Here is a 17,163-nt window from a genome sequence, read left to right on the forward strand (position 1 = left end):
AGGATCTGGATTTCGATCACGGCACGATCATCGTGCGGGAGGGCAAGGGCTCCAAGGATCGGGCCTTGATGTTACCCGAGAGCTTGGCACCCAGCCTGCGCGAGCAGCTGTCGCGTGCACGGGCATGGTGGCTGAAGGACCAGGCCGAGGGCCGCAGCGGCGTTGCGCTTCCCGACGCCCTTGAGCGGAAGTATCCGCGCGCCGGGCATTCCTGGCCGTGGTTCTGGGTTTTTGCGCAGCACACGCATTCGACCGATCCACGGAGCGGTGTCGTGCGTCGCCATCACATGTATGACCAGACCTTTCAGCGCGCCTTCAAACGTGCCGTAGAACAAGCAGGCATCACGAAGCCCGCCACACCGCACACCCTCCGCCACTCGTTCGCGACGGCCTTGCTCCGCAGCGGTTACGACATTCGAACCGTGCAGGATCTGCTCGGCCATTCCGACGTCTCTACGACGATGATTTACACGCATGTGCTGAAAGTTGGCGGTGCCGGAGTGCGCTCACCGCTTGATGCGCTGCCGCCCCTCACTAGTGAGAGGTAGGGCAGCGCAAGTCAATCCTGGCGGATTCACTACCCCTGCGCGAAGGCCATCGGTGCCGCATCGAACGGCCGGTTGCGGAAAGTCCTCCCTGCGTCCGCTGATGGCCGGCAGCAGCCCGTCGTTGCCTGATGGATCCAACCCCTCCGCTGCTATAGTGCAGTCGGCTTCTGACGTTCAGTGCAGCCGTCTTCTGAAAACGACAAACAGCCAGAAAGGCTGTTACAGGCGATTTGATCTGCAACCTATTGGTTAAATTAATGTATCAAAAACGATGGTTTTTGTGACAGTCTTGAAAAGTCCTGACTTCTCCCGAAAAATGACTCCCCTCATGTAACAAAACTCGTTACTGTATCAACATAACAATAACCCCATAACTAATTAGCGAGAAAAGAATGAAAATCGGCTATGCACGTAAATCTACGGGCACTGTTGCAAAGTTAGCGATGAGGCAGCCTTTTGTCTTATTCAAAGGCCTTACATTTCAAAAACTCTGCTTACCAGGCGCATTTCGCCCAGGGGATCACCATAATAAAATGCTGAGGCCTGGCCTTTGCGTAGTGCACGCATCACCTCAATACCTTTGATGGTGGCGTAAGCCGTCTTCATGGATTTAAATCCCAGCGTGGCGCCGATTATCCGTTTCAGTTTGCCATGATCGCATTCAATCACGTTGTTCCGGTACTTAATCTGTCGGTGTTCAACGTCAGACGGGCACCGGCCTTCGCGTTTGAGCAGAGCAAGCGCGCGACCATAGGCGGGCGCTTTATCCGTGTTGATGAATCGCGGGATCTGCCACTTCTTCACGTTGTTGAGGATTTTACCCAGAAACCGGTATGCAGCTTTGCTGTTACGACGGGAGGAGAGATAAAAATCGACAGTGCGGCCCCGGCTGTCGACGGCCCGGTACAGATACGCCCAGCGGCCATTGACCTTCACGTAGGTTTCATCCATGTGCCACGGGCAAAGATCGGAAGGGTTACGCCAGTACCAGCGCAGCCGTTTTTCCATTTCAGGCGCATAACGCTGAACCCAGCGGTAAATCGTGGAGTGATCGACATTCACTCCGCGTTCAGCCAGCATCTCCTGCAGCTCACGGTAACTGATGCCGTATTTGCAGTACCAGCGTACGGCCCACAGAATGATGTCACGCTGAAAATGCCGGCCTTTGAATGGGTTCATGTGCAGCTCCATCAGCAAAAGGGGATGATAAGTTTATCACCACCGACTATTTGCAACAGTGCCCGTGAAACGCCTTGATTCCGTGATACGACTCTGCAAAGCACCCCCAGAAAAAACAGGCGTACTTTACAGTAAAATGCAGTGTTAAAAAAGGGTGTTAGAAATTTAATCTCATGAATCCATGAGGCGGCTATTGGCACCTACTGTCACACCGCCACGGCGAAGATAACGCATCAGTGTTTCGGGCTTCTTCCATGTACCTTCCTGCATAATTTCAACCATAGACACCTGTTTTTCAGCCATATCTATGGCAGCACCAACACGCGCACTGTGGCCTGTCCACGTCCGGTAACGGCCTTTATTGGGGGTGGCATCACTCTTACCCAGCAGCGCCCAGGCGTCACTGAAAATCTTCTCCATCGCGGGCGCGGTTAGTGGCGTGGTAGTGATCCGCGCTTTGTTGCTCCGGTGTACTGGCGGGAAAAGTATCGCATCCGGGTGATCACGTAGTCCGGACGCGTCCAGCCAGTCATTGAGAACCGCAGTTGTCCGGCGGGAGAGCACCTTATCAAGTCCGGCGGCGGTCGTGATGGTTTTGGTGTGGGATACGTGAAGCGTTACAGTGTCACCAGTCTGTTCCAGATCGCGAACACGCACGCGGGACATTTCAGCCATACGCAACAGGGTATTGTAGGCCAGGAACAGAAAAGCCCGGTTGCGCAGATCCACCAGCCTGTCAGAGCGGGAGAGCAGCACGTCGAGAAGTTTCAGGTCATCCCAGCGCAGGGGCACTGCCTGGCCTGTGCGTTCGCCTTTTTCGGTTGCAGCTTCGCGCCGGATGCGCCGCATCGCCAGGGATACGCTTTTGTCATCAGATAGTTGCGGCAGTCCGCATTGTGACAAAAGCATATTGAGCATGGCGTAATGCTTTTCAATGGTGGTTGAAGCCAGATCCGCATCATGCAGTTGAAGCAGGTATTCGCGGGCAGCTTCCGGGGAGATCGGAAACCACGCAAGACCACGAGCGTGACACCAACGCGCCCAGGAGTGAAAGACCAGGCGCAGATCGCGCAGTGTATTAGGTGAGTAAGCACCCTGGTCATTAAGGAACTGCATGAAATTTTTGGCGGCTTCCTGGTACTCAGCACCAATATCACGAAGAAACATGCCAGAATTACCGGGGATAATAAGTTTACTCATGTAATCATTTCACCTCTATAAATTGGTGTCGCTACGCGAAAAAACAAAAAATGACAGGCTAGTTATCCGTGAGAATTTAAAATTTAAGCCCTTGATTCGAACCATGACTTTTTGAGCCTGTCAATACTGTTCATTTGATCAGTATCATATACTAACTTTAAATAATACTAATTATTTAAAGTTAGAAGGGGAAGATTTTTTTTGATACAATGGATCAAGTGAACAAAAAAGAAACCGTTTGATAAGCGGGATTTAGCAGCGTAAATCCAGGGTTTTGAAGAAGGTTTTCTAAATAAATTGACAATAAACTATAAGTTGATCCTTTACTCATTGTGTTGGGTGATGCTGCCAACTTACTGATTTAGTGTATGATGGTGTTTTTGAGGTGCTCCAGTGGCTTCTGTTTCTATCAGCTGTCCCTCCTGTTCAGCTACTGACGGGGTGGTGCGTAACGGCAAAAGCACCGCCGGACATCAGCGCTATCTCTGCTCTCACTGCCGTAAAACATGGCAACTACAGTTCACTTACACCGCCTCTCAGCCCGGTACGCACCAGAAAATCATTGATATGGCCATGAATGGCGTCGGATGTCGCGCCAGTGCACGCATTATGGGCGTTGGCCTCAACACGGTTTTACGTCACTTAAAAAACTCAGGCCGCAGTCGGTAACCTCGCGCATACAACCGGGCGGTGATGTGATTGTCTGCGCTGAAATGGACGAACAGTGGGGATACGTCGGGCTAAATCGCGCCAGCGCTGGCTGTTTTACGCGTATGACAGGCTCCGGAAGACGGTTGTGGCGCACGTATTCGGTGAACGCACGATGGCGACGCTGGGGCGTCTTCTGAGCCTGCTGTCGGCCTTTGAGGGGTCCGCTTGGAAAACGGAATCTATGGTCACTCCCGTTTTTGCAACACCGATTTTGACGACAAGTTGGCTTGCTTGAATCTATCCGGCGTCTGAATGGGATTTTATTCCCGCGCCTTGATGAGTTCCGCGCCTGATGAACCTCCAGAAAATATACGGCTTCAATGAGCCTTTCCGTTTTACAGGTTCCTCAACAGGCCGGTGGGCCGTTAGTATCATCAATATCAGTATTCGCAAAACCAGATCAGTAATTCTTTAAACCGGTGTATTTCTGCCGTTATGCTACATAAGTTTGCTGTCGTGCCGTTAGGGCCCAGGCTATTCTGGCCAGCTTGTTTGCCAGAGCACAAGTGACGACAAAGTTGCTTTTCCGGCACAGTAAATCCCTGACCCAATCGGCCAATTTGCCAGACTGGTGGGCTTTGTTGAATAAATCGAACTTTTGCTGAGTTGAAGGATCAGATCACGTATCTTCCCGACAACGCAGACCGTTCCGTGGCAAAGCAAAAGTTCAAAATCACCAACTGGCCCACCTACAATAAAGCCCTCATCAACCGTGGCTCCATAACTTTCTGGCTGGATGATGAAGCTATTCAGGCCTGGTATGAGTCAGCAACACCTTCTTCACGAGGCAGACCTCAGCGCTATTCTGACCTTGCCATCACGACTGTGCTGGTCATTAAACGCGTGTTCAGGCTGACCCTGCGGGCTGCACAGGGTTTTATTGATTCCATTTTTACACTGATGAATGTTCCGTTGCGCTGCCCGGATTACACCAGTGTCAGCAAGCGCGCAAAGTCGGTTAATGTCAGTTTCAAAACGTTCACCCGGGGTGAAATCGCGCATCTGGTGATTGATTCCACCGGGCTGAAGGTCTTCGGTGAAGGCGAGTGGAAAGTCAAAAAGCATGGCCAGGAACGCCGCCGTATCTGGCGTAAGCTGCATCTCGCCGTTGACAGTAAAACACATGAAATCATCTGCGCTGACCTGTCGCTGAACAATGTGACGGACTCAGAAGCCTTCCCGGGTCTTATCCGGCAAACCCACCGGAAAATCAGGTCAGCCGCCGCCGATGGCGCTTACGATACCCGGCTATGTCACGATGAACTGCGGCGTAAGAAAATCAGCGCGCTTATCCCTCCCCGAAAAGGTGCGGGTTACTGGCCCGGTGAATATGCAGACCGTAACCGTGCAGTGGCTAATCAGCGAATGACCGGGAGTAATGCGCGGTGGAAATGGACAACAGATTACAACCGTCGCTCGATAGCGGAAACGGCGATGTACCGGGTAAAACAGCTGTTCGGGGGTTCACTGACGCTGCGTGACTACGATGGTCAGGTTGCGGAGGCTATGGCCCTGGTACGAGCGCTGAACAAAATGACGAAAGCAGGTATGCCTGAAAGCGTGCGTATTACCTGAAAACACAACCCGCTACGGGGGAGACTTACCCGAAATCTGATTTATTCAACAAAGCCGCCAGGCACGGACAGCGTGACGGTCTGGGTGGCGGCCCACACGGGGGCAACAACGGCAGCGAGGGCGAGGGCGGCAAACAGTTTTTTCATGATGAACTCCTGTGATTAATAGAAAAATGGCATGACGTAGGGAAATCCGAGCGAGACCAGGACCAGCGCGGCCACGATCCAGAAAATGAGCTTGTAAGTAGCTCGCACTTGGGGAATCGCGCAGACCTCACCCGGTTTGCAGGCTTGCGCCGGGCGGTAGATGCGCCGCCAGGCGAAAAACAGCGCGACCAGCGCTGCGCCGATGAAGATCGGGCGATAGGGTTCCAGCACCGTCAGGTTGCCGATCCATGCCCCGCTGAACCCCAAGGCGATCAAAACCAGCGGCCCCAGGCAGCAGGCCGACGCAAGAATGGCGGCCAGCCCACCGGCGAAGAGCGCGCCGCGCCCGTTTTGTGGTTCAGGCATACGCTTGTCCTTTCAAATTTGGTTTGGATAGCTTAAGCTTACTTCCGTAGTTATGTACGGAGTCAAGCGATATGCAAATTAATTTTGAGAATCTGACCATTGGCGTTTTTGCCAAGGCGGCCGGGGTCAATGTGGAGACCATCCGGTTCTACCAGCGCAAGGGCCTGCTGCCGGAGCCAGACAAGCCCTATGGCAGCATTCGCCGCTATGGCGAGGCGGATGTAACACGAGTGCGGTTCGTGAAATCGGCCCAGCGGCTGGGCTTTAGCCTGGACGAAATCGCCGAGCTACTGCGGCTGGAGGATGGCACCCATTGCGAGGAAGCCAGCGGCCTGGCCGAGCACAAGCTCAAGGATGTGCGCGAGAAGATGGCCGACTTGGCACGCATGGAGGCCGTGCTGTCTGAACTGGTGTGCGCCTGCCATGCGCGGAAAGGGAACGTTTCCTGCCCGCTGATTGCGTCACTGCAAGACGGAACGAAGCTCGCTGCATCGGCGCGGGGGAGTCACGGGGTGACTACGCCTTAGCGTGCTTTATTTTCCGAATTCTGAGACGACCCCTTGATTTGACATAACCTCATGTATTTTAAGGTTTATATCTTTTAATCTGACAGGTTTAGTTAACAAAGGAGCCTGTCCGATAGAGTGTGCATCACTGTATGCGCTGATGAATATGAAAGGCGTGGATCGATTAGGATTCTGACTGCTACTAACAGTTGCATACAGCTCATCACCTGTCATGCCTGGCATTTGTAAATCACTCAGGACAACGTCATAAGGTTTACGCAGAAGCTTTTCCAGGGCTCGTTCAGGCGAGGTTGTAGCCTCGACAATGTATCCAGCATTAGTAAGCAGACTGGAAAGAGACGAACAGGCCATTTCATTATCATCAATAACAAGCAAGCTAAGAACGCCGAAGACATCTCCGGGAGCTGAAGCAGATACCTCAGCTGTTGCAAGGCTGCTATCTCCCAACTTGATAGGTATTCTTACTGTAACAGTTGTACCTACATTTACTTCACTAGATATATGAATAGTACCTTTTAATAGTCTGATTATCCCTGCAACAATAGCGAGTCCCATCCCAAATCCAGGTACAGTGGATTTCGAATCTACAACTCGTGTAAATGGTTTAAATATAAACTTTAGTTTGTCTTTAGGGATTCCCTTTCCGGTATCAGAAATGACAATATTTAACACCTTACCTTTTTCTATAAAGTAATCTACATTGACTTCCCCGCGCTCAGTGTACTTAATAGCGTTACTGGTTAAGTTTTCAATTACTTGATTAAGGCGTAGAGCATCTGTAAAAATCACTGCATCATTATTGTTTTTTATTTTAACTGTGACATCCTTTTTTTCATAAATAGCAATGCAATCCTGCACAGCGTTAGTAACAATTGCTTGCAAGCTATTATAGGTGTTTTTTATCTCTACAGATCCGTTGTCAATTTTTGCAAATTCAGCCAAATCATTTAACTGGCGCTCCATTTTCGAAACAGCAGTTTCAAGTCGTTCTATCTGACCAGATTTAATCCCTCCACTCAGATTATTGGTTACGACATCAATGATAGACACTATTGCCTGTAAAGATGTTCTGAGTTCATGGCCTACCATACCTAAAAATGCATTTTTACTGGCAAAAGCAGCCCGTTCTGATAGTAACAATCGGTTAATTTTACTTATGTAAATAAATAGGACAAAAAGAAGTAAGGAAATCAACCCACCTGTAATAAAAAGCAGAGTCCATAACTGCTGACGTTTGCTCCTGAAATCTTTAAGAGCGTCATTCCTTTGTGCTATTTCAGCCATATCAGCAAGATTTGTAACGGTTTTAGTTAGCGGTTTTATATCAGCTATGATTGTACTTATTTTTTTATAATCAGGGTGATTATGCGAAAGCAGCCCGTCTATGTCTTCAAGCTTTTTGTTTATCGAATCAATTGTTTCTTCATAGCCTTGCTGTTTATATAGAGGTGTAGTCGCCTCACTCTTTACATAAATAACATTCAAACGAGAATAAAGGATATCGAATTTAAGCCTAACATCGTCAATAGTATTATCGCTATTGATTAGCGTGTAAAGCTCATTCAACTGTATAATGAATTTTGCCACTGAGAAACCGTAGTTTTCTTGGGTGCCAGCGACGGTGTATAAATTTTTCTCCGATAAAAGACTGGTGTACTTAACAACACTAGACACAGTGAATGCTATCAACAAAAGCAGAGCAACCAAAATGATAAAGAAATTTTTTTTCATTTGAGCACCGTAATTTTGTCTATCTGCCAAATGAACCGTGCAAGATAGTGTGGCGTGTTAAGCTCAATATAATGTTCATCTAAAGGATATACCAAAAAATAAGGTCCAAAATCCCTTATTTGAAGCCTTTTTCCATCCATTTCTGTAGCCAATAAAATGTTATATTTTTCAACGTCATTCATGTCTACAATGATTTCATAATCATTCAGAGCATGGAATTTTAGCTTTGCTCCATTAGCGCCAGCGAGTTTTAAAACATAACTTAGGTCGACGCCCTTGAATTTTACTTTTTTACCGGTTGGCGTCCAAGGTGTTGTCGTTACGATGGTATCCCGTGGGAACGAATCAAACTGCTTTTCAGTAATCACATAACCTTTATCACTGTTAGCATTAGCGATTGAACCATCTATAACTATATCCCCAATATTGCTATATGCACTAATTGACAAAAGCATTAGGGATAAGAATGATATTATTTTAACCATAAAGATACTCCCTGTAATTATTTTCCACCATTTTAACCAGTTGGAAATCTTCACTACTCTGAATTTTTTCTAATCTTTTATTCCCAACATAAATCGACTTACAATTACTGTAATACTTTGTTCTTAATTCTGGCGGTATTGTATTAAACACGCATTCAGTAGGTACACCAAATCCAGCGGCTATATGCAATGCAGAGGAGTCACAAGTATAAACGTTGCTAGCATACTTAATTAGCGCTATGAAATCTTTCGTATGGGGTGAATACTTTGATATGTTAATATAATTTTTATGATTCACATCCACGAAACCTAGTACCGTTTTTCCTTCGCGCCTAGAAAGCATATCAACTATGTCATAATAGAACTTCGACGGTATACTTCTTATTTTTGTGCTAGCAATAGGTGCAAAAAGTGTGTAGTTTTCAAAAACTGGCGCTCCGAGATCAATATTGCCTAACCATTTATTAGATAGCTCATTATGGTTAACATCATCAAGTTTCACGCCAAGACCTTGGATAAAATAATCATGCATTTCCATAATATGGAAATCTGGAGAATATAGCTGATTTCCCACATCAATATTCAATGCAGTACAAGGCAATTTCTGAATATGAAAAGGCATGTAATGAAGCTCATCTATAACCGAGGATGCTAATTCATACAGTTCCTCAACATATGACGGTGCAGTCTCCGGTCGAATAAGCTTAATTTTAATCTTGGGATTCTTTTTTTTGATTGCTGACAGCACAGAAATCCCGACGATAGAATCACCTAATGTCACTCCCATGCCATTGATCACATTTAGGTGTTCTATTTCAGAGTAATCACTTGAGAATTTTTGTATATTCCAGTTTTTTATAAGACCATTGTTTAATGGTAAAATATTTTCATAGCTTAGCTTCTGATAATCGTAAGGTGCTACGATCAAACTATCGTTACTTATCAAGCTACCGGAATATTCAAGTAAATTTCTCATAATCTATCTGGCGAAATATTTTTCAATGTTAGATTTGATGATGCCTGATTTAATCGGCTTTTCGTATGGTCCCACAATGTCATAATCATGAATTGACTTTACAATTTCATCATCTTTTATACCAGATAGTTGACCTGTAAGAACGATTATCATTGCATTTTTATTTTTTGACGACCTTATAGCTTTAACCAACTTAAAGCTTGTTTCATCACCGATGATCCAGTCCAAAACATATGCGTCATACGGATTTGTTGCGACAGCTTGAGTAAGTTTTTTCAAGTTATCATAAGTATCTACTTGATAATAATCGTTCGAAAGGATTTCTTTTAAGCTTTCGGTGATATTAGCATCGTCATCAAGTAGTGCAATTCGATACTTAGTGCTGCTAATTACCTTTGGATTTATGACAATACTTTCTATGCTTCGTTTTGATTCATAAAGCAGTTCATCTTTTAAATCATTTGTCGGAAAAATGTTCCATTGGTCAGCTACTTTCAGTGCTGAGTATTCTGTGTTTACTTCCGAACCTTCAGGATAGAGGCATACCTTACAAGAGTGTTCACTGCGGCCATCGTTCCAGATCGCATCTTGAATTTCTTTATTATCCTCATAATAAATACGGAAAAACTCAATCATATCCATGCCAACGGATTGGACTACTTTTATGAGTTGCTGAACCTCCCACTTGGTCGCACCATTCAACTTCTTATAGCCCGCTGATGTAGTGATCTGTAGCACCTTACTTATGTAACTATTGTGCTTTACCTTGGAAATACCTTTTTTGGTCAATACCTTCGCCAGTACCTCTATCACTTTTGCATCATCGAGATCTTGCATTTTTATTACTCTGAATTTGGAGATTTTCTTGATTTTATCCTGCCAGTATTTTTTTTCAATTTTTTCAAACATCTCCAACATTTTACACTGCTGAAAAAGTCCTAAAAATTGGAATCATTCTTAAATCGATAATATAAGTTATAATTCTATTGAATACCCAACTTATAAGCGCTATTGTATTAATCAAATCATTAGCTCTTTAATAACCTAGCAGCGGCGTTCCCCGGTCAGGATAAGGAGGTGTTTTCTGTGACTGCGTAAAGAGATGACGTGCCGCGCCTGTAATGGGTAACACTCTCACTCCTCTGTATCGTTAAGCCTCCCGTTTAATCCTTCCCTGTCTCCCACTGTGCACCGCACGCGGGTGGCTTACTCATACCCAGGAGAAACAGCCATGAGCATGCAAACCGTCCACCGTAAGGCGCTGCGTCAGAATCCTTATTCAACTCTCGGCAAGCCGCCGCTACGCTCCTCCCGTGACCGTATCACGCGTGCCATTAATGGCACCTGGTCGCTCAGGGAGCTGCCGGATAACGTCCGAGAATTGCTAATTGAACGGGCAGCCCTGCGGGCAGAAATCACTACCCTGACTGTGAAAGCGCAGGGACTCAAAAAATCCGATGTATCCGTACTTATTGCCGACAGGCTGCGACGTATCGATGCAATCACCTCACTGCTGGAAAATAGGAAATGTAATGCCTGACATCACGCCTGCTCCGGCCTCACTGCTTGAAGCCGTATTCACCCCCATGACCGAGTACACGCACAACGTGTATTCGGTGAAGGGTGATCGGCTGGCAATGACGCTTACAAAAATCGGTGTTGCCCAAGCTAACAGCCAGGGCGACATTCAGTTATTTATCAACCCGGACTGTGCCACCGGTAAGGTACTGCTCTACAGAAAGGACTGACTATGTTAACCACTGCCGCGTTGTTTCAGCTCGCAATGCAGTGTGCTCCCGCCGTTCACCCCGATACCATCCACGACATCACCCGCACCGAATCCGGCTTAAATCCATATGCCATCGCTGAGATTGTCCCGGTAAAGGGCGGCAGGAGCCGCGTGATTTCTCATCTGCCTTCGTCGAAAGACGAGGCGCTAAAAATTGTGGAGGCCATAAAGCAGAAAAAGCACCGTTATTCAGTAGGGCTGATGCAGATAACCAGCACCAACTTCCCGCAGTTCGGCGTAAGCGCCGAATCCATGTTTAACCCCTGTGACAACATGACTGTTGCCGCGAAAATCATCACCGACTGCTATCAACGAGGAGGAACATTACAGCGCGCCCTGAGCTGCTATTACTCAGGCAATTTTGAAACCGGCCAGCGCCCGGAAAGCGCGTTCGGCAACACAAGCTACGTACAGCGTATTGGCTACGTTGTGCCCTCAACGCGGGCAGAACAGCAGACAGCATCTCCCTCATCCGGGGAAGCGCCTGCCGTCCCGTCCGACAACACTGTTTACCCGGATAGCGTCATACGCGGCGTAATTCCGGCACCCGACACCACCCCGACCAGCATCGCTGCTTATCCGCCACATGTCGTGCGCGGCGGCCTCGCTGTGTCTTCTGATTAAGGAAGAGATCATGACTTTACGTACTATCAAAACCGCTGCAACCCGCCTGATTGCCGCATTTTCCGCCCTGTCTGCTGTTCCAGCAATGGCGGCCAGCGCTGACCAGGCATTTCAGAAAGGCAGTGACGCCATTAACTGGGTCTTCCTCGGCCTAACTGGTATGTCAGTCGTCACGATCAGCTGTGCGGTGGCCTTTATCGCCTACAAGATGCTTGTTGACGGCAAGGCCTGGCACGATCTCCAGCGCGTGTTCTGGGCGGGTGTCCTGCTCGCCGGGGCGTCCGGGTTCGGTGCCTACTTCGCCGCCTAAGGAGGCAGCATGGCCATCCTCAACAAGGCGCTGACCCGACCGGCGGCGCTGTGGGGGGTCCCGCTTGTCCCCCTGCTGTTCACCCTGTGCATCCTTACCCTGGCGGCCGTCTGGTCACGTTTTTACTGGCTTCTCCTGCTTCTCATACCTGCCTTTATCGAGCTGAGACGGCTGGCAAAAGAGGACATTCATTTCTTTGACCTGAAGTTGCTGGCGTTTAAAACGCGCGGCAACCGCGCGGCGACCCGGCATTTCGGGACAAAGGCGCTTGTCGCAAACCAGTACGACGCCATAGACGTTACGGAGTTTATAAAACATATGCGGCTCAACGAGAGTATCCCGCTGTCCCGCTATCTCCCCTGGTCTTCCCACCTGCACGAGCAGGTGGTGAAGAACAAAAAAGGTGACTTTGTCAGCACCTGGGAGATCGGCGGTACCATTTTTGAATGCGAGGATGAACATTACCTCGCCACCCTGGACATGCAGCTCAACAACGTTATCCGCTCCTTTGAGGGGCTACCCGTTACCTTCTATACCCATCTGGTGAGCGACGAATTTACCGACACGCTTGAATGTGAATCCGGGATTCCGTTTTCAGATGAAATCGCGCGTCTGTTTTACGCCTCCCGCGAGGGCAAACCTTTCTACCAGCGTCATCTCTTCTTCACCGTCTGCTTCAATCCGCACACCGGCATTGAGCGGGCGACCATGAAACAGAAGTCCCTGGGCGAACGTAAAACCCTGCTCGACAATGCCCTGCAGGTGATGCAGGAGCACCGGCAAGCGATTGGCACGGCGCTGTCACGCTACGCGGCGCGGCCGCTTGGCACTTATGAGGAGAACGGGCACGTGTTCTCCTCCCAGCTGGCGTTTTACAACTTTCTGATCACCGGCAGGTGGCAGAAAGTCCGCGTCACCCGCACGCCGTTTTATGACGTGCTGGGCGGCACGGATATTTTCCCTTCCACCGACATTGGCCAGGTCAGCCACACCGACGGCCAGAGCTACTTTCGCGGGCTGGAAATCAAGGATTACAGCACTGAAACCATCACCGGGCTGTATGACTCGCTTCTTTATGCCCGCTGCCGGTACGTGTTCACGCAGTCCTATACCTGCATGGGTAAGGATGAAGCGCGGGGCTGCATCCGCACCATCGAGAAACGCCTGAAGTCTGCCGAGGATGATGCGATCTCCCAGCAGGAAGACCTGAAGGTCGCCCGCGACATGCTTCAGTCCGGCATTATTTCATTCGGGAAATATCACCAGACGCTTATTGTCAGCGCCCCAACCAGCGAGCAGGTTATCCGGGACACCAACACTCTGGCGGATACCCTGAAGGATCTCGGTTTCATCATGACCCTGTCCCGCGAGTCGCTGTCGGCGGCGTATCTCGCGCAGTTGCCGGGTGTGTATCACCTGCGCCCGCGTCTGGTGCCGGTGAGCAGCCTCAACTACGCCGAAATGGTGTCGTTTCACAACTTTCACCCGCACAAGCGGGACGGGAATGCCTGGGGGGAGGCGATTGCCGTTGTTCCGACCCCGTCCGGGGGGTGTCAGTACGTGAATCTGCACAACAGCCAGGCCGATGTTGACGAGTTCAGCGAGAAGCCGCCGGGTAACACCATGCTGCTCGGCAGTACCGGGACGGGGAAATCGACCCTGCTGATGATGTTCCAGCATCTGATGCAGAAATACCGGCGTCCTGAGTCGTTTGCGCCGGGGGCGACGAAAAAGCGCTTCACCTCGGTGGTCTTTGATAAAGACCGTTCGGCGGAAATGTCGATACGCCTCCAGGGCGGCTCGTACTTCCGTTTCCGTTCAGGCGAGAAGACCGGCCTTAACCCGTTTGCGCTTGCTCCAACGAAACGTAACCGCAACTTCCTCAAGAAGCTGATGCGAATGATTTGCACAAGGGACGGCAAACCGCTCGACCCGCGCGATGAAGAACGCCTCAGCGAGGCAGTGGACACCATCATGCTGGACTACCCGCCTGAGCTTCGTCGCAACGGCATCACCCGCATGCTGGAAGTGCTGCATGAAGCCCCGACGAAGGACGCACGGATGAACGGGCTGCGCATCCGTCTCCAGCAGTGGGCGCAGGGCGGGGAGTTTGGCTGGGTGTTTGATAATGACGTGGACACCTTTGATATCGACAATATTGATAATTTCGGCATCGACGGCACGGAGTTCCTGGACGACAAAGACGTGCGCAGCCCGCTCACCTTCTACCTGCTCTACCGCGTGACCAGCCTCCTCGATGGCCGCCGCCTGGTCATTTTCATGGATGAATTCTGGAAATGGCTTCAGGACCCGGAGTTTTCAAAATTCGCCCTCGACATGCTGAAGGTCATTCGAAAGCTCAACGGCATTTTCTTCCCGACCACGCAGTCGCCGGAGGAGATGTGCAAGCACGAGATCTCGGCGGCCATTATCGAGCAGTGTAGTACCCGCATCTTCATGGCGAACCAGCAGGCGAAGGAGTACGACTACGTGGACATGCTGCGGGTGCCGAAAGCGGTTTACGACATCGTGACCACCCTCGACCCCTACGCCCGCCAGATGGTGATCATGAAATCTCCGCTGCGGCGTGGTGACGTGCGCCCGTATATCGCACAAATCACCCTCGACCTCTCCGGGCTAGGTCGCTACACGAAGCTGCTCAGCGCCAGTGCGGACAACCTGAAAATTTTTGACGAGATCTGGCAGGAGGGTATGAAGCCGGAAGACTGGAAAGACGAAATGCTGAGACGTGCCGTTTAATCACAAAAGGATAACACCATGAAACTGAAAACCACCCTGACGGCGCTGACCGTCGCCTTGTGTCTCTTTCACGTCCCGGCTCAGGCCGGTATTCCCGTTTTTGATGAAGTAGCCAACGCCAGCAACATCCAGCAGTGGGCGGAGAAGCTCCAGCAGTGGCAGCAGACGGTTCAACATTATCAGTCGCAGATGAACGCTTATAAACAACAGCTGGCAACGGCCACCGGTATTCGGGACGTCCAGGCATTCCTGAATCAGGCAAAAAACCTGACGGCTGACATTAAAAATCTGAAAAACAGGGGGATTTCCTTAAACGATCTGTTAACCGGCTCAGGCGGGTCTTATGCTGGGGAACTAAACAGGCTGTATGACAAATACAAACTGTTCGACAACTGCCCGGAGAACGCCAGCGAGGCGTACCGGGATAGCTGCAAACAGATGCTCCTCAATCAGGCGGTGTCCGTCGAGGACACTTCTGACATCCAGGAAAAAATTTCCGACACGCTGAGCGATATTAGTAATCTCGCCAGTCGCATCGAGAATGCGAAGGACAGTAAAGAATCGCAGGATCTGGCGAACGTAGTGTCCGCGAGGAGTATCCAGCTGAACGCCCTGACCACTCAATGGGAAATGTCGGTCAAACAAAGTGAGATGCGCAACCAGCTGCTTGCCGAACAACGCCGCAAGGCGCAGGCCGAGCAAATGCGCACAGCTCCAATCGCAGACCTTAACTAACAGGTGACCCCATGAAACTGAAGACACTGACCTTTATTGTTCTGGCCTCAGTGGCCGCGCTTACTGGCTGCAAGGATAAAACCTCCGTAGACTGGTATATGGCACACCATGACGACATGCTGGCGAAATACAGGGAGTGCATTTTTAATCATAATTTTGTGCCCACCGATTGCCAGAATGCACGCTCCGCCCTTCACCGTGAAAAAGCTAAACCTGATGTTGCCGAAGGATATAAGCAAATCCTGAAAGACCTTGATAAAGCTCGCGTGCAAGAGCCTATTGCTGACCTGAATTAGCGACAGGAGAACGCACCATGAGTGGAATATTCGTCGGATTAAACAGCCACATCATGGAGGGGTTTGACAGCGTGCTCACCAGCGTGGCCGCCGATACGGGGGGTGGATGGCACACCTGTTCTCCGTCGCGGTGCTCTCGCTGTACATCACGTGGCGCGCCTACCAGACGATGGCAGGCAAGCTTGTCCGCCCCTTCGAGGAGATCGTGTGGGACGTGAGCCGGATGCTCATCATCATGATTTTCGTCACCAACGCCGGAGGCTATCTCGATCTGGTTTCGGATGCCATCACCGGCCTGCGGGACGGATTCAGCGGCGACGCGTCGATCTGGGCGCGGCTGGATACGGTCTGGGAAAAGGCTCAAGCACTTGGGGAGAAGCTTTACTCTTATGATGATTCAACCTATGTCGCTCTAAAAGGCACTCTGGCGCAGTTTCTGGTCTGGGCAGGCGTCATGTTACTGGTAGGCATCACGGCCATCATTAACCTGATAGCCGAACTGGTGATGCTGCTGATGCTGGCGACCGCCCCGATCTTTATCTACTGCCTGATGTGGTCGTGGTTCCGGGATATGTTCAGCAACTGGCTCAGAATTATTCTGGGCTGCATCCTTACATCCCTGTTCAGCGGCATCGCCCTGACGGTGGTAATGGATTACCTGGACTACATCCTGGCGGGCGCCACAAAAGCATCCGATGCCAACTACCTGACTCTGGCCGTTCAGGTCTTCCTCGGCACGGCGGGTGCCGCCGCCGTGATGGTCCTGACCTATAAGCTGGCCGAGGCGCTTGCCGGTGCATCCGCACAGGGTGCCGCGCAGGCACTTGCCGCGTCGGGAATAGGTTCAGCCCGTCAATCCGCCTCCTCCGCAGCCGGTGCGGTGGGGATAAAGCCTCACAGAACCTTAACAGTACCGGCAGCGCAACGGCCTCGTCTGCCTCCACGGCCTCCCACGCCACCGGCGATGCGCGCAGCCGCAGCCGCGCCGCCGTTCAGCGGATGCAGGAACGCTACCAGAGATAACCCAGTCTGACTGAACTGCGGACGCCGCAACGGCGTCCTGCGGCTTCGTCACGTCTTTACCACAGGAAAAACACCATGAAATACGGCATCACGCTGCTGATGCTGTGCCTGCTTGCAGGCTGCGCACAGCGAAACACCCAACTTCCGCCCGTGTCGGGCAACCCGGAGCCGGTCAATTCCCC

The 17,163-nt window shown here is 50.3% G+C and carries 17 protein-coding genes and 4 pseudogenes; 12 read left to right on the top strand and 9 right to left on the bottom strand.

Annotated elements, in window-relative coordinates; all coding sequences use genetic code 11:
• Positions 1-548: pseudogene (gene intI1, locus PI91_RS23595) on the top strand (class 1 integron integrase IntI1); the annotation flags it as partial.
• A gap of 474 nt (positions 549-1,022) precedes the next feature.
• On the opposite strand, the gene PI91_RS23600 reads toward intI1, so the two are convergent.
• Both PI91_RS23600 and PI91_RS23610 read right to left on the bottom strand, forming a co-directional pair.
• Entirely contained in the window at positions 1,023-1,727 is a 705-nt protein-coding gene (locus tag PI91_RS23600; RefSeq protein WP_001067855.1) for an IS6-like element IS26 family transposase, read from the bottom strand.
• A 171-nt stretch (positions 1,728-1,898) separates the two neighbouring features.
• Positions 1,899-2,927, bottom strand: a complete 1,029-nt coding sequence (locus tag PI91_RS23610) for a tyrosine-type recombinase/integrase (protein WP_039002937.1) — start codon at positions 2,925-2,927, stop codon at positions 1,899-1,901.
• Between the two features lie 393 nt (positions 2,928-3,320).
• Between PI91_RS23610 and PI91_RS25425 the strand changes: the two are divergent.
• Positions 3,321-3,816 (top strand): annotated as a pseudogene (locus tag PI91_RS25425) (IS1 family transposase); the annotation flags it as partial.
• Positions 3,817-4,071: 255 nt separating this feature from the next.
• On the opposite strand, the pseudogene PI91_RS25935 reads toward PI91_RS25425, so the two are convergent.
• Positions 4,072-4,209, bottom strand: a pseudogene (locus PI91_RS25935) (IS110 family transposase); the annotation flags it as partial.
• A gap of 35 nt (positions 4,210-4,244) precedes the next feature.
• Here PI91_RS25935 and PI91_RS23630 point away from each other — a divergent pair.
• Positions 4,245-5,213: an IS5 family transposase gene (locus PI91_RS23630; protein WP_072199635.1), complete on the top strand. Its 969-nt coding sequence runs from the start codon at positions 4,245-4,247 to the stop codon at positions 5,211-5,213.
• Positions 5,214-5,269: 56 nt separating this feature from the next.
• Here the strand turns inward: PI91_RS23630 and PI91_RS25150 are convergent.
• A pseudogene (locus PI91_RS25150) lies at positions 5,270-5,359 on the bottom strand (mercuric transport protein periplasmic component); the annotation flags it as partial.
• A 15-nt stretch (positions 5,360-5,374) separates the two neighbouring features.
• Positions 5,375-5,725, bottom strand: a complete 351-nt coding sequence (merT, locus tag PI91_RS23635) for a mercuric ion transporter MerT (protein ID WP_039267225.1) — start codon at positions 5,723-5,725, stop codon at positions 5,375-5,377.
• Between the two features lie 71 nt (positions 5,726-5,796).
• Here merT and merR point away from each other — a divergent pair, with 71 nt between their 5' ends.
• Positions 5,797-6,252, top strand: a complete 456-nt coding sequence (merR, locus tag PI91_RS23640; protein ID WP_001166628.1) for an Hg(II)-responsive transcriptional regulator — start codon at positions 5,797-5,799, stop codon at positions 6,250-6,252.
• A 6-nt stretch (positions 6,253-6,258) separates the two neighbouring features.
• Here the strand turns inward: merR and PI91_RS23645 are convergent, their stop codons facing one another.
• The 4 genes from PI91_RS23645 to PI91_RS23660 are packed head-to-tail and all read right to left on the bottom strand — an operon-like array spanning position 6,259 to position 10,362.
• Positions 6,259-7,983 (bottom strand): hybrid sensor histidine kinase/response regulator, encoded by a 1,725-nt coding sequence (locus PI91_RS23645; RefSeq protein ID WP_039267226.1) that lies wholly within the window; start codon positions 7,981-7,983, stop codon positions 6,259-6,261.
• Entirely contained in the window at positions 7,980-8,468 is a 489-nt protein-coding gene (locus PI91_RS23650; protein ID WP_000238872.1) for a molybdopterin-dependent oxidoreductase, read from the bottom strand. The genes PI91_RS23645 and PI91_RS23650 overlap by 4 nt, the downstream gene beginning before the upstream one ends.
• Positions 8,461-9,444: a hypothetical protein gene (locus PI91_RS23655; protein WP_039267228.1), complete on the bottom strand. Its 984-nt coding sequence runs from the start codon at positions 9,442-9,444 to the stop codon at positions 8,461-8,463. The genes PI91_RS23650 and PI91_RS23655 overlap by 8 nt, the downstream gene beginning before the upstream one ends.
• Positions 9,445-9,447: 3 nt before the next feature.
• A complete protein-coding gene (locus PI91_RS23660) occupies positions 9,448-10,362 on the bottom strand; it encodes a helix-turn-helix domain-containing protein (protein ID WP_000891983.1) in 915 nt (304 codons plus the stop codon).
• 313 nt (positions 10,363-10,675) lie between these two features.
• Between PI91_RS23660 and PI91_RS23665 the strand changes: the two genes are divergently transcribed.
• The 8 genes from PI91_RS23665 to PI91_RS23700 all read left to right on the top strand — a co-directional run bounded on the left by PI91_RS23665 (position 10,676) and on the right by PI91_RS23700 (position 16,991).
• Positions 10,676-10,984, top strand: coding sequence for a hypothetical protein (locus PI91_RS23665; RefSeq protein WP_001776105.1), 309 nt, complete (start codon positions 10,676-10,678; stop codon positions 10,982-10,984).
• Positions 10,977-11,192 carry a hypothetical protein gene (locus PI91_RS23670; protein WP_001112907.1) on the top strand — a complete coding sequence of 72 codons (216 nt, stop codon included), beginning with the start codon at positions 10,977-10,979 and terminating at the stop codon, positions 11,190-11,192. Before PI91_RS23665 ends, PI91_RS23670 begins: the two co-directional genes overlap by 8 nt.
• Before the next feature lie 2 nt (positions 11,193-11,194).
• Positions 11,195-11,857: a lytic transglycosylase domain-containing protein gene (locus PI91_RS23675; protein WP_000958205.1), complete on the top strand. Its 663-nt coding sequence runs from the start codon at positions 11,195-11,197 to the stop codon at positions 11,855-11,857.
• A gap of 10 nt (positions 11,858-11,867) precedes the next feature.
• The gene (locus PI91_RS23680; RefSeq protein WP_000175462.1) at positions 11,868-12,167 is read left to right on the top strand and encodes a TrbC/VirB2 family protein; all 300 of its coding nucleotides are present in this window, start codon (positions 11,868-11,870) and stop codon (positions 12,165-12,167) included.
• A 9-nt stretch (positions 12,168-12,176) separates the two neighbouring features.
• Positions 12,177-14,927, top strand: a complete 2,751-nt coding sequence (locus tag PI91_RS23685; RefSeq protein WP_039267230.1) for a VirB3 family type IV secretion system protein — start codon at positions 12,177-12,179, stop codon at positions 14,925-14,927.
• Positions 14,928-14,945: 18 nt separating this feature from the next.
• A complete protein-coding gene (locus tag PI91_RS23690) occupies positions 14,946-15,662 on the top strand; it encodes a type IV secretion system protein (RefSeq protein WP_000770034.1) in 717 nt (238 codons plus the stop codon).
• A gap of 11 nt (positions 15,663-15,673) precedes the next feature.
• A complete protein-coding gene (locus PI91_RS23695) occupies positions 15,674-15,958 on the top strand; it encodes an EexN family lipoprotein (protein ID WP_001776107.1) in 285 nt (94 codons plus the stop codon).
• Positions 15,959-16,064: 106 nt separating this feature from the next.
• Entirely contained in the window at positions 16,065-16,991 is a 927-nt protein-coding gene (locus PI91_RS23700) for a type IV secretion system protein (protein ID WP_232764488.1), read from the top strand.
• Positions 16,992-17,163 lie beyond the last annotated feature (172 nt).

This window comes from Enterobacter sp. FB, assembly GCF_000805795.1.
Lineage (GTDB): Bacteria > Pseudomonadota > Gammaproteobacteria > Enterobacterales > Enterobacteriaceae > Enterobacter > Enterobacter roggenkampii.

What these genes read in the sequence shown, in the direction of transcription:
- PI91_RS23600 (WP_001067855.1), bottom strand. Translation starts at nt 1,727, where the DNA reads ATGAACCCATTCAAAGGCCGGCATTTTCAGCGTGACATCATTCTGTGG.
- PI91_RS23610 (WP_039002937.1), bottom strand. Translation starts at nt 2,927, where the DNA reads ATGAGTAAACTTATTATCCCCGGTAATTCTGGCATGTTTCTTCGTGAT.
- merT (WP_039267225.1), bottom strand. Translation starts at nt 5,725, where the DNA reads ATGCCTGAACCACAAAACGGGCGCGGCGCGCTCTTCGCCGGTGGGCTG.
- merR (WP_001166628.1), top strand. Translation starts at nt 5,797, where the DNA reads ATGCAAATTAATTTTGAGAATCTGACCATTGGCGTTTTTGCCAAGGCG.
- PI91_RS23645 (WP_039267226.1), bottom strand. Translation starts at nt 7,983, where the DNA reads ATGAAAAAAAATTTCTTTATCATTTTGGTTGCTCTGCTTTTGTTGATA.
- PI91_RS23650 (WP_000238872.1), bottom strand. Translation starts at nt 8,468, where the DNA reads ATGGTTAAAATAATATCATTCTTATCCCTAATGCTTTTGTCAATTAGT.
- PI91_RS23655 (WP_039267228.1), bottom strand. Translation starts at nt 9,444, where the DNA reads ATGAGAAATTTACTTGAATATTCCGGTAGCTTGATAAGTAACGATAGT.
- PI91_RS23660 (WP_000891983.1), bottom strand. Translation starts at nt 10,362, where the DNA reads ATGTTGGAGATGTTTGAAAAAATTGAAAAAAAATACTGGCAGGATAAA.
- PI91_RS23665 (WP_001776105.1), top strand. Translation starts at nt 10,676, where the DNA reads ATGAGCATGCAAACCGTCCACCGTAAGGCGCTGCGTCAGAATCCTTAT.
- PI91_RS23670 (WP_001112907.1), top strand. Translation starts at nt 10,977, where the DNA reads ATGCCTGACATCACGCCTGCTCCGGCCTCACTGCTTGAAGCCGTATTC.
- PI91_RS23675 (WP_000958205.1), top strand. Translation starts at nt 11,195, where the DNA reads ATGTTAACCACTGCCGCGTTGTTTCAGCTCGCAATGCAGTGTGCTCCC.
- PI91_RS23680 (WP_000175462.1), top strand. Translation starts at nt 11,868, where the DNA reads ATGACTTTACGTACTATCAAAACCGCTGCAACCCGCCTGATTGCCGCA.
- PI91_RS23685 (WP_039267230.1), top strand. Translation starts at nt 12,177, where the DNA reads ATGGCCATCCTCAACAAGGCGCTGACCCGACCGGCGGCGCTGTGGGGG.
- PI91_RS23690 (WP_000770034.1), top strand. Translation starts at nt 14,946, where the DNA reads ATGAAACTGAAAACCACCCTGACGGCGCTGACCGTCGCCTTGTGTCTC.
- PI91_RS23695 (WP_001776107.1), top strand. Translation starts at nt 15,674, where the DNA reads ATGAAACTGAAGACACTGACCTTTATTGTTCTGGCCTCAGTGGCCGCG.
- PI91_RS23700 (WP_232764488.1), top strand. Translation starts at nt 16,065, where the DNA reads ATGGCACACCTGTTCTCCGTCGCGGTGCTCTCGCTGTACATCACGTGG.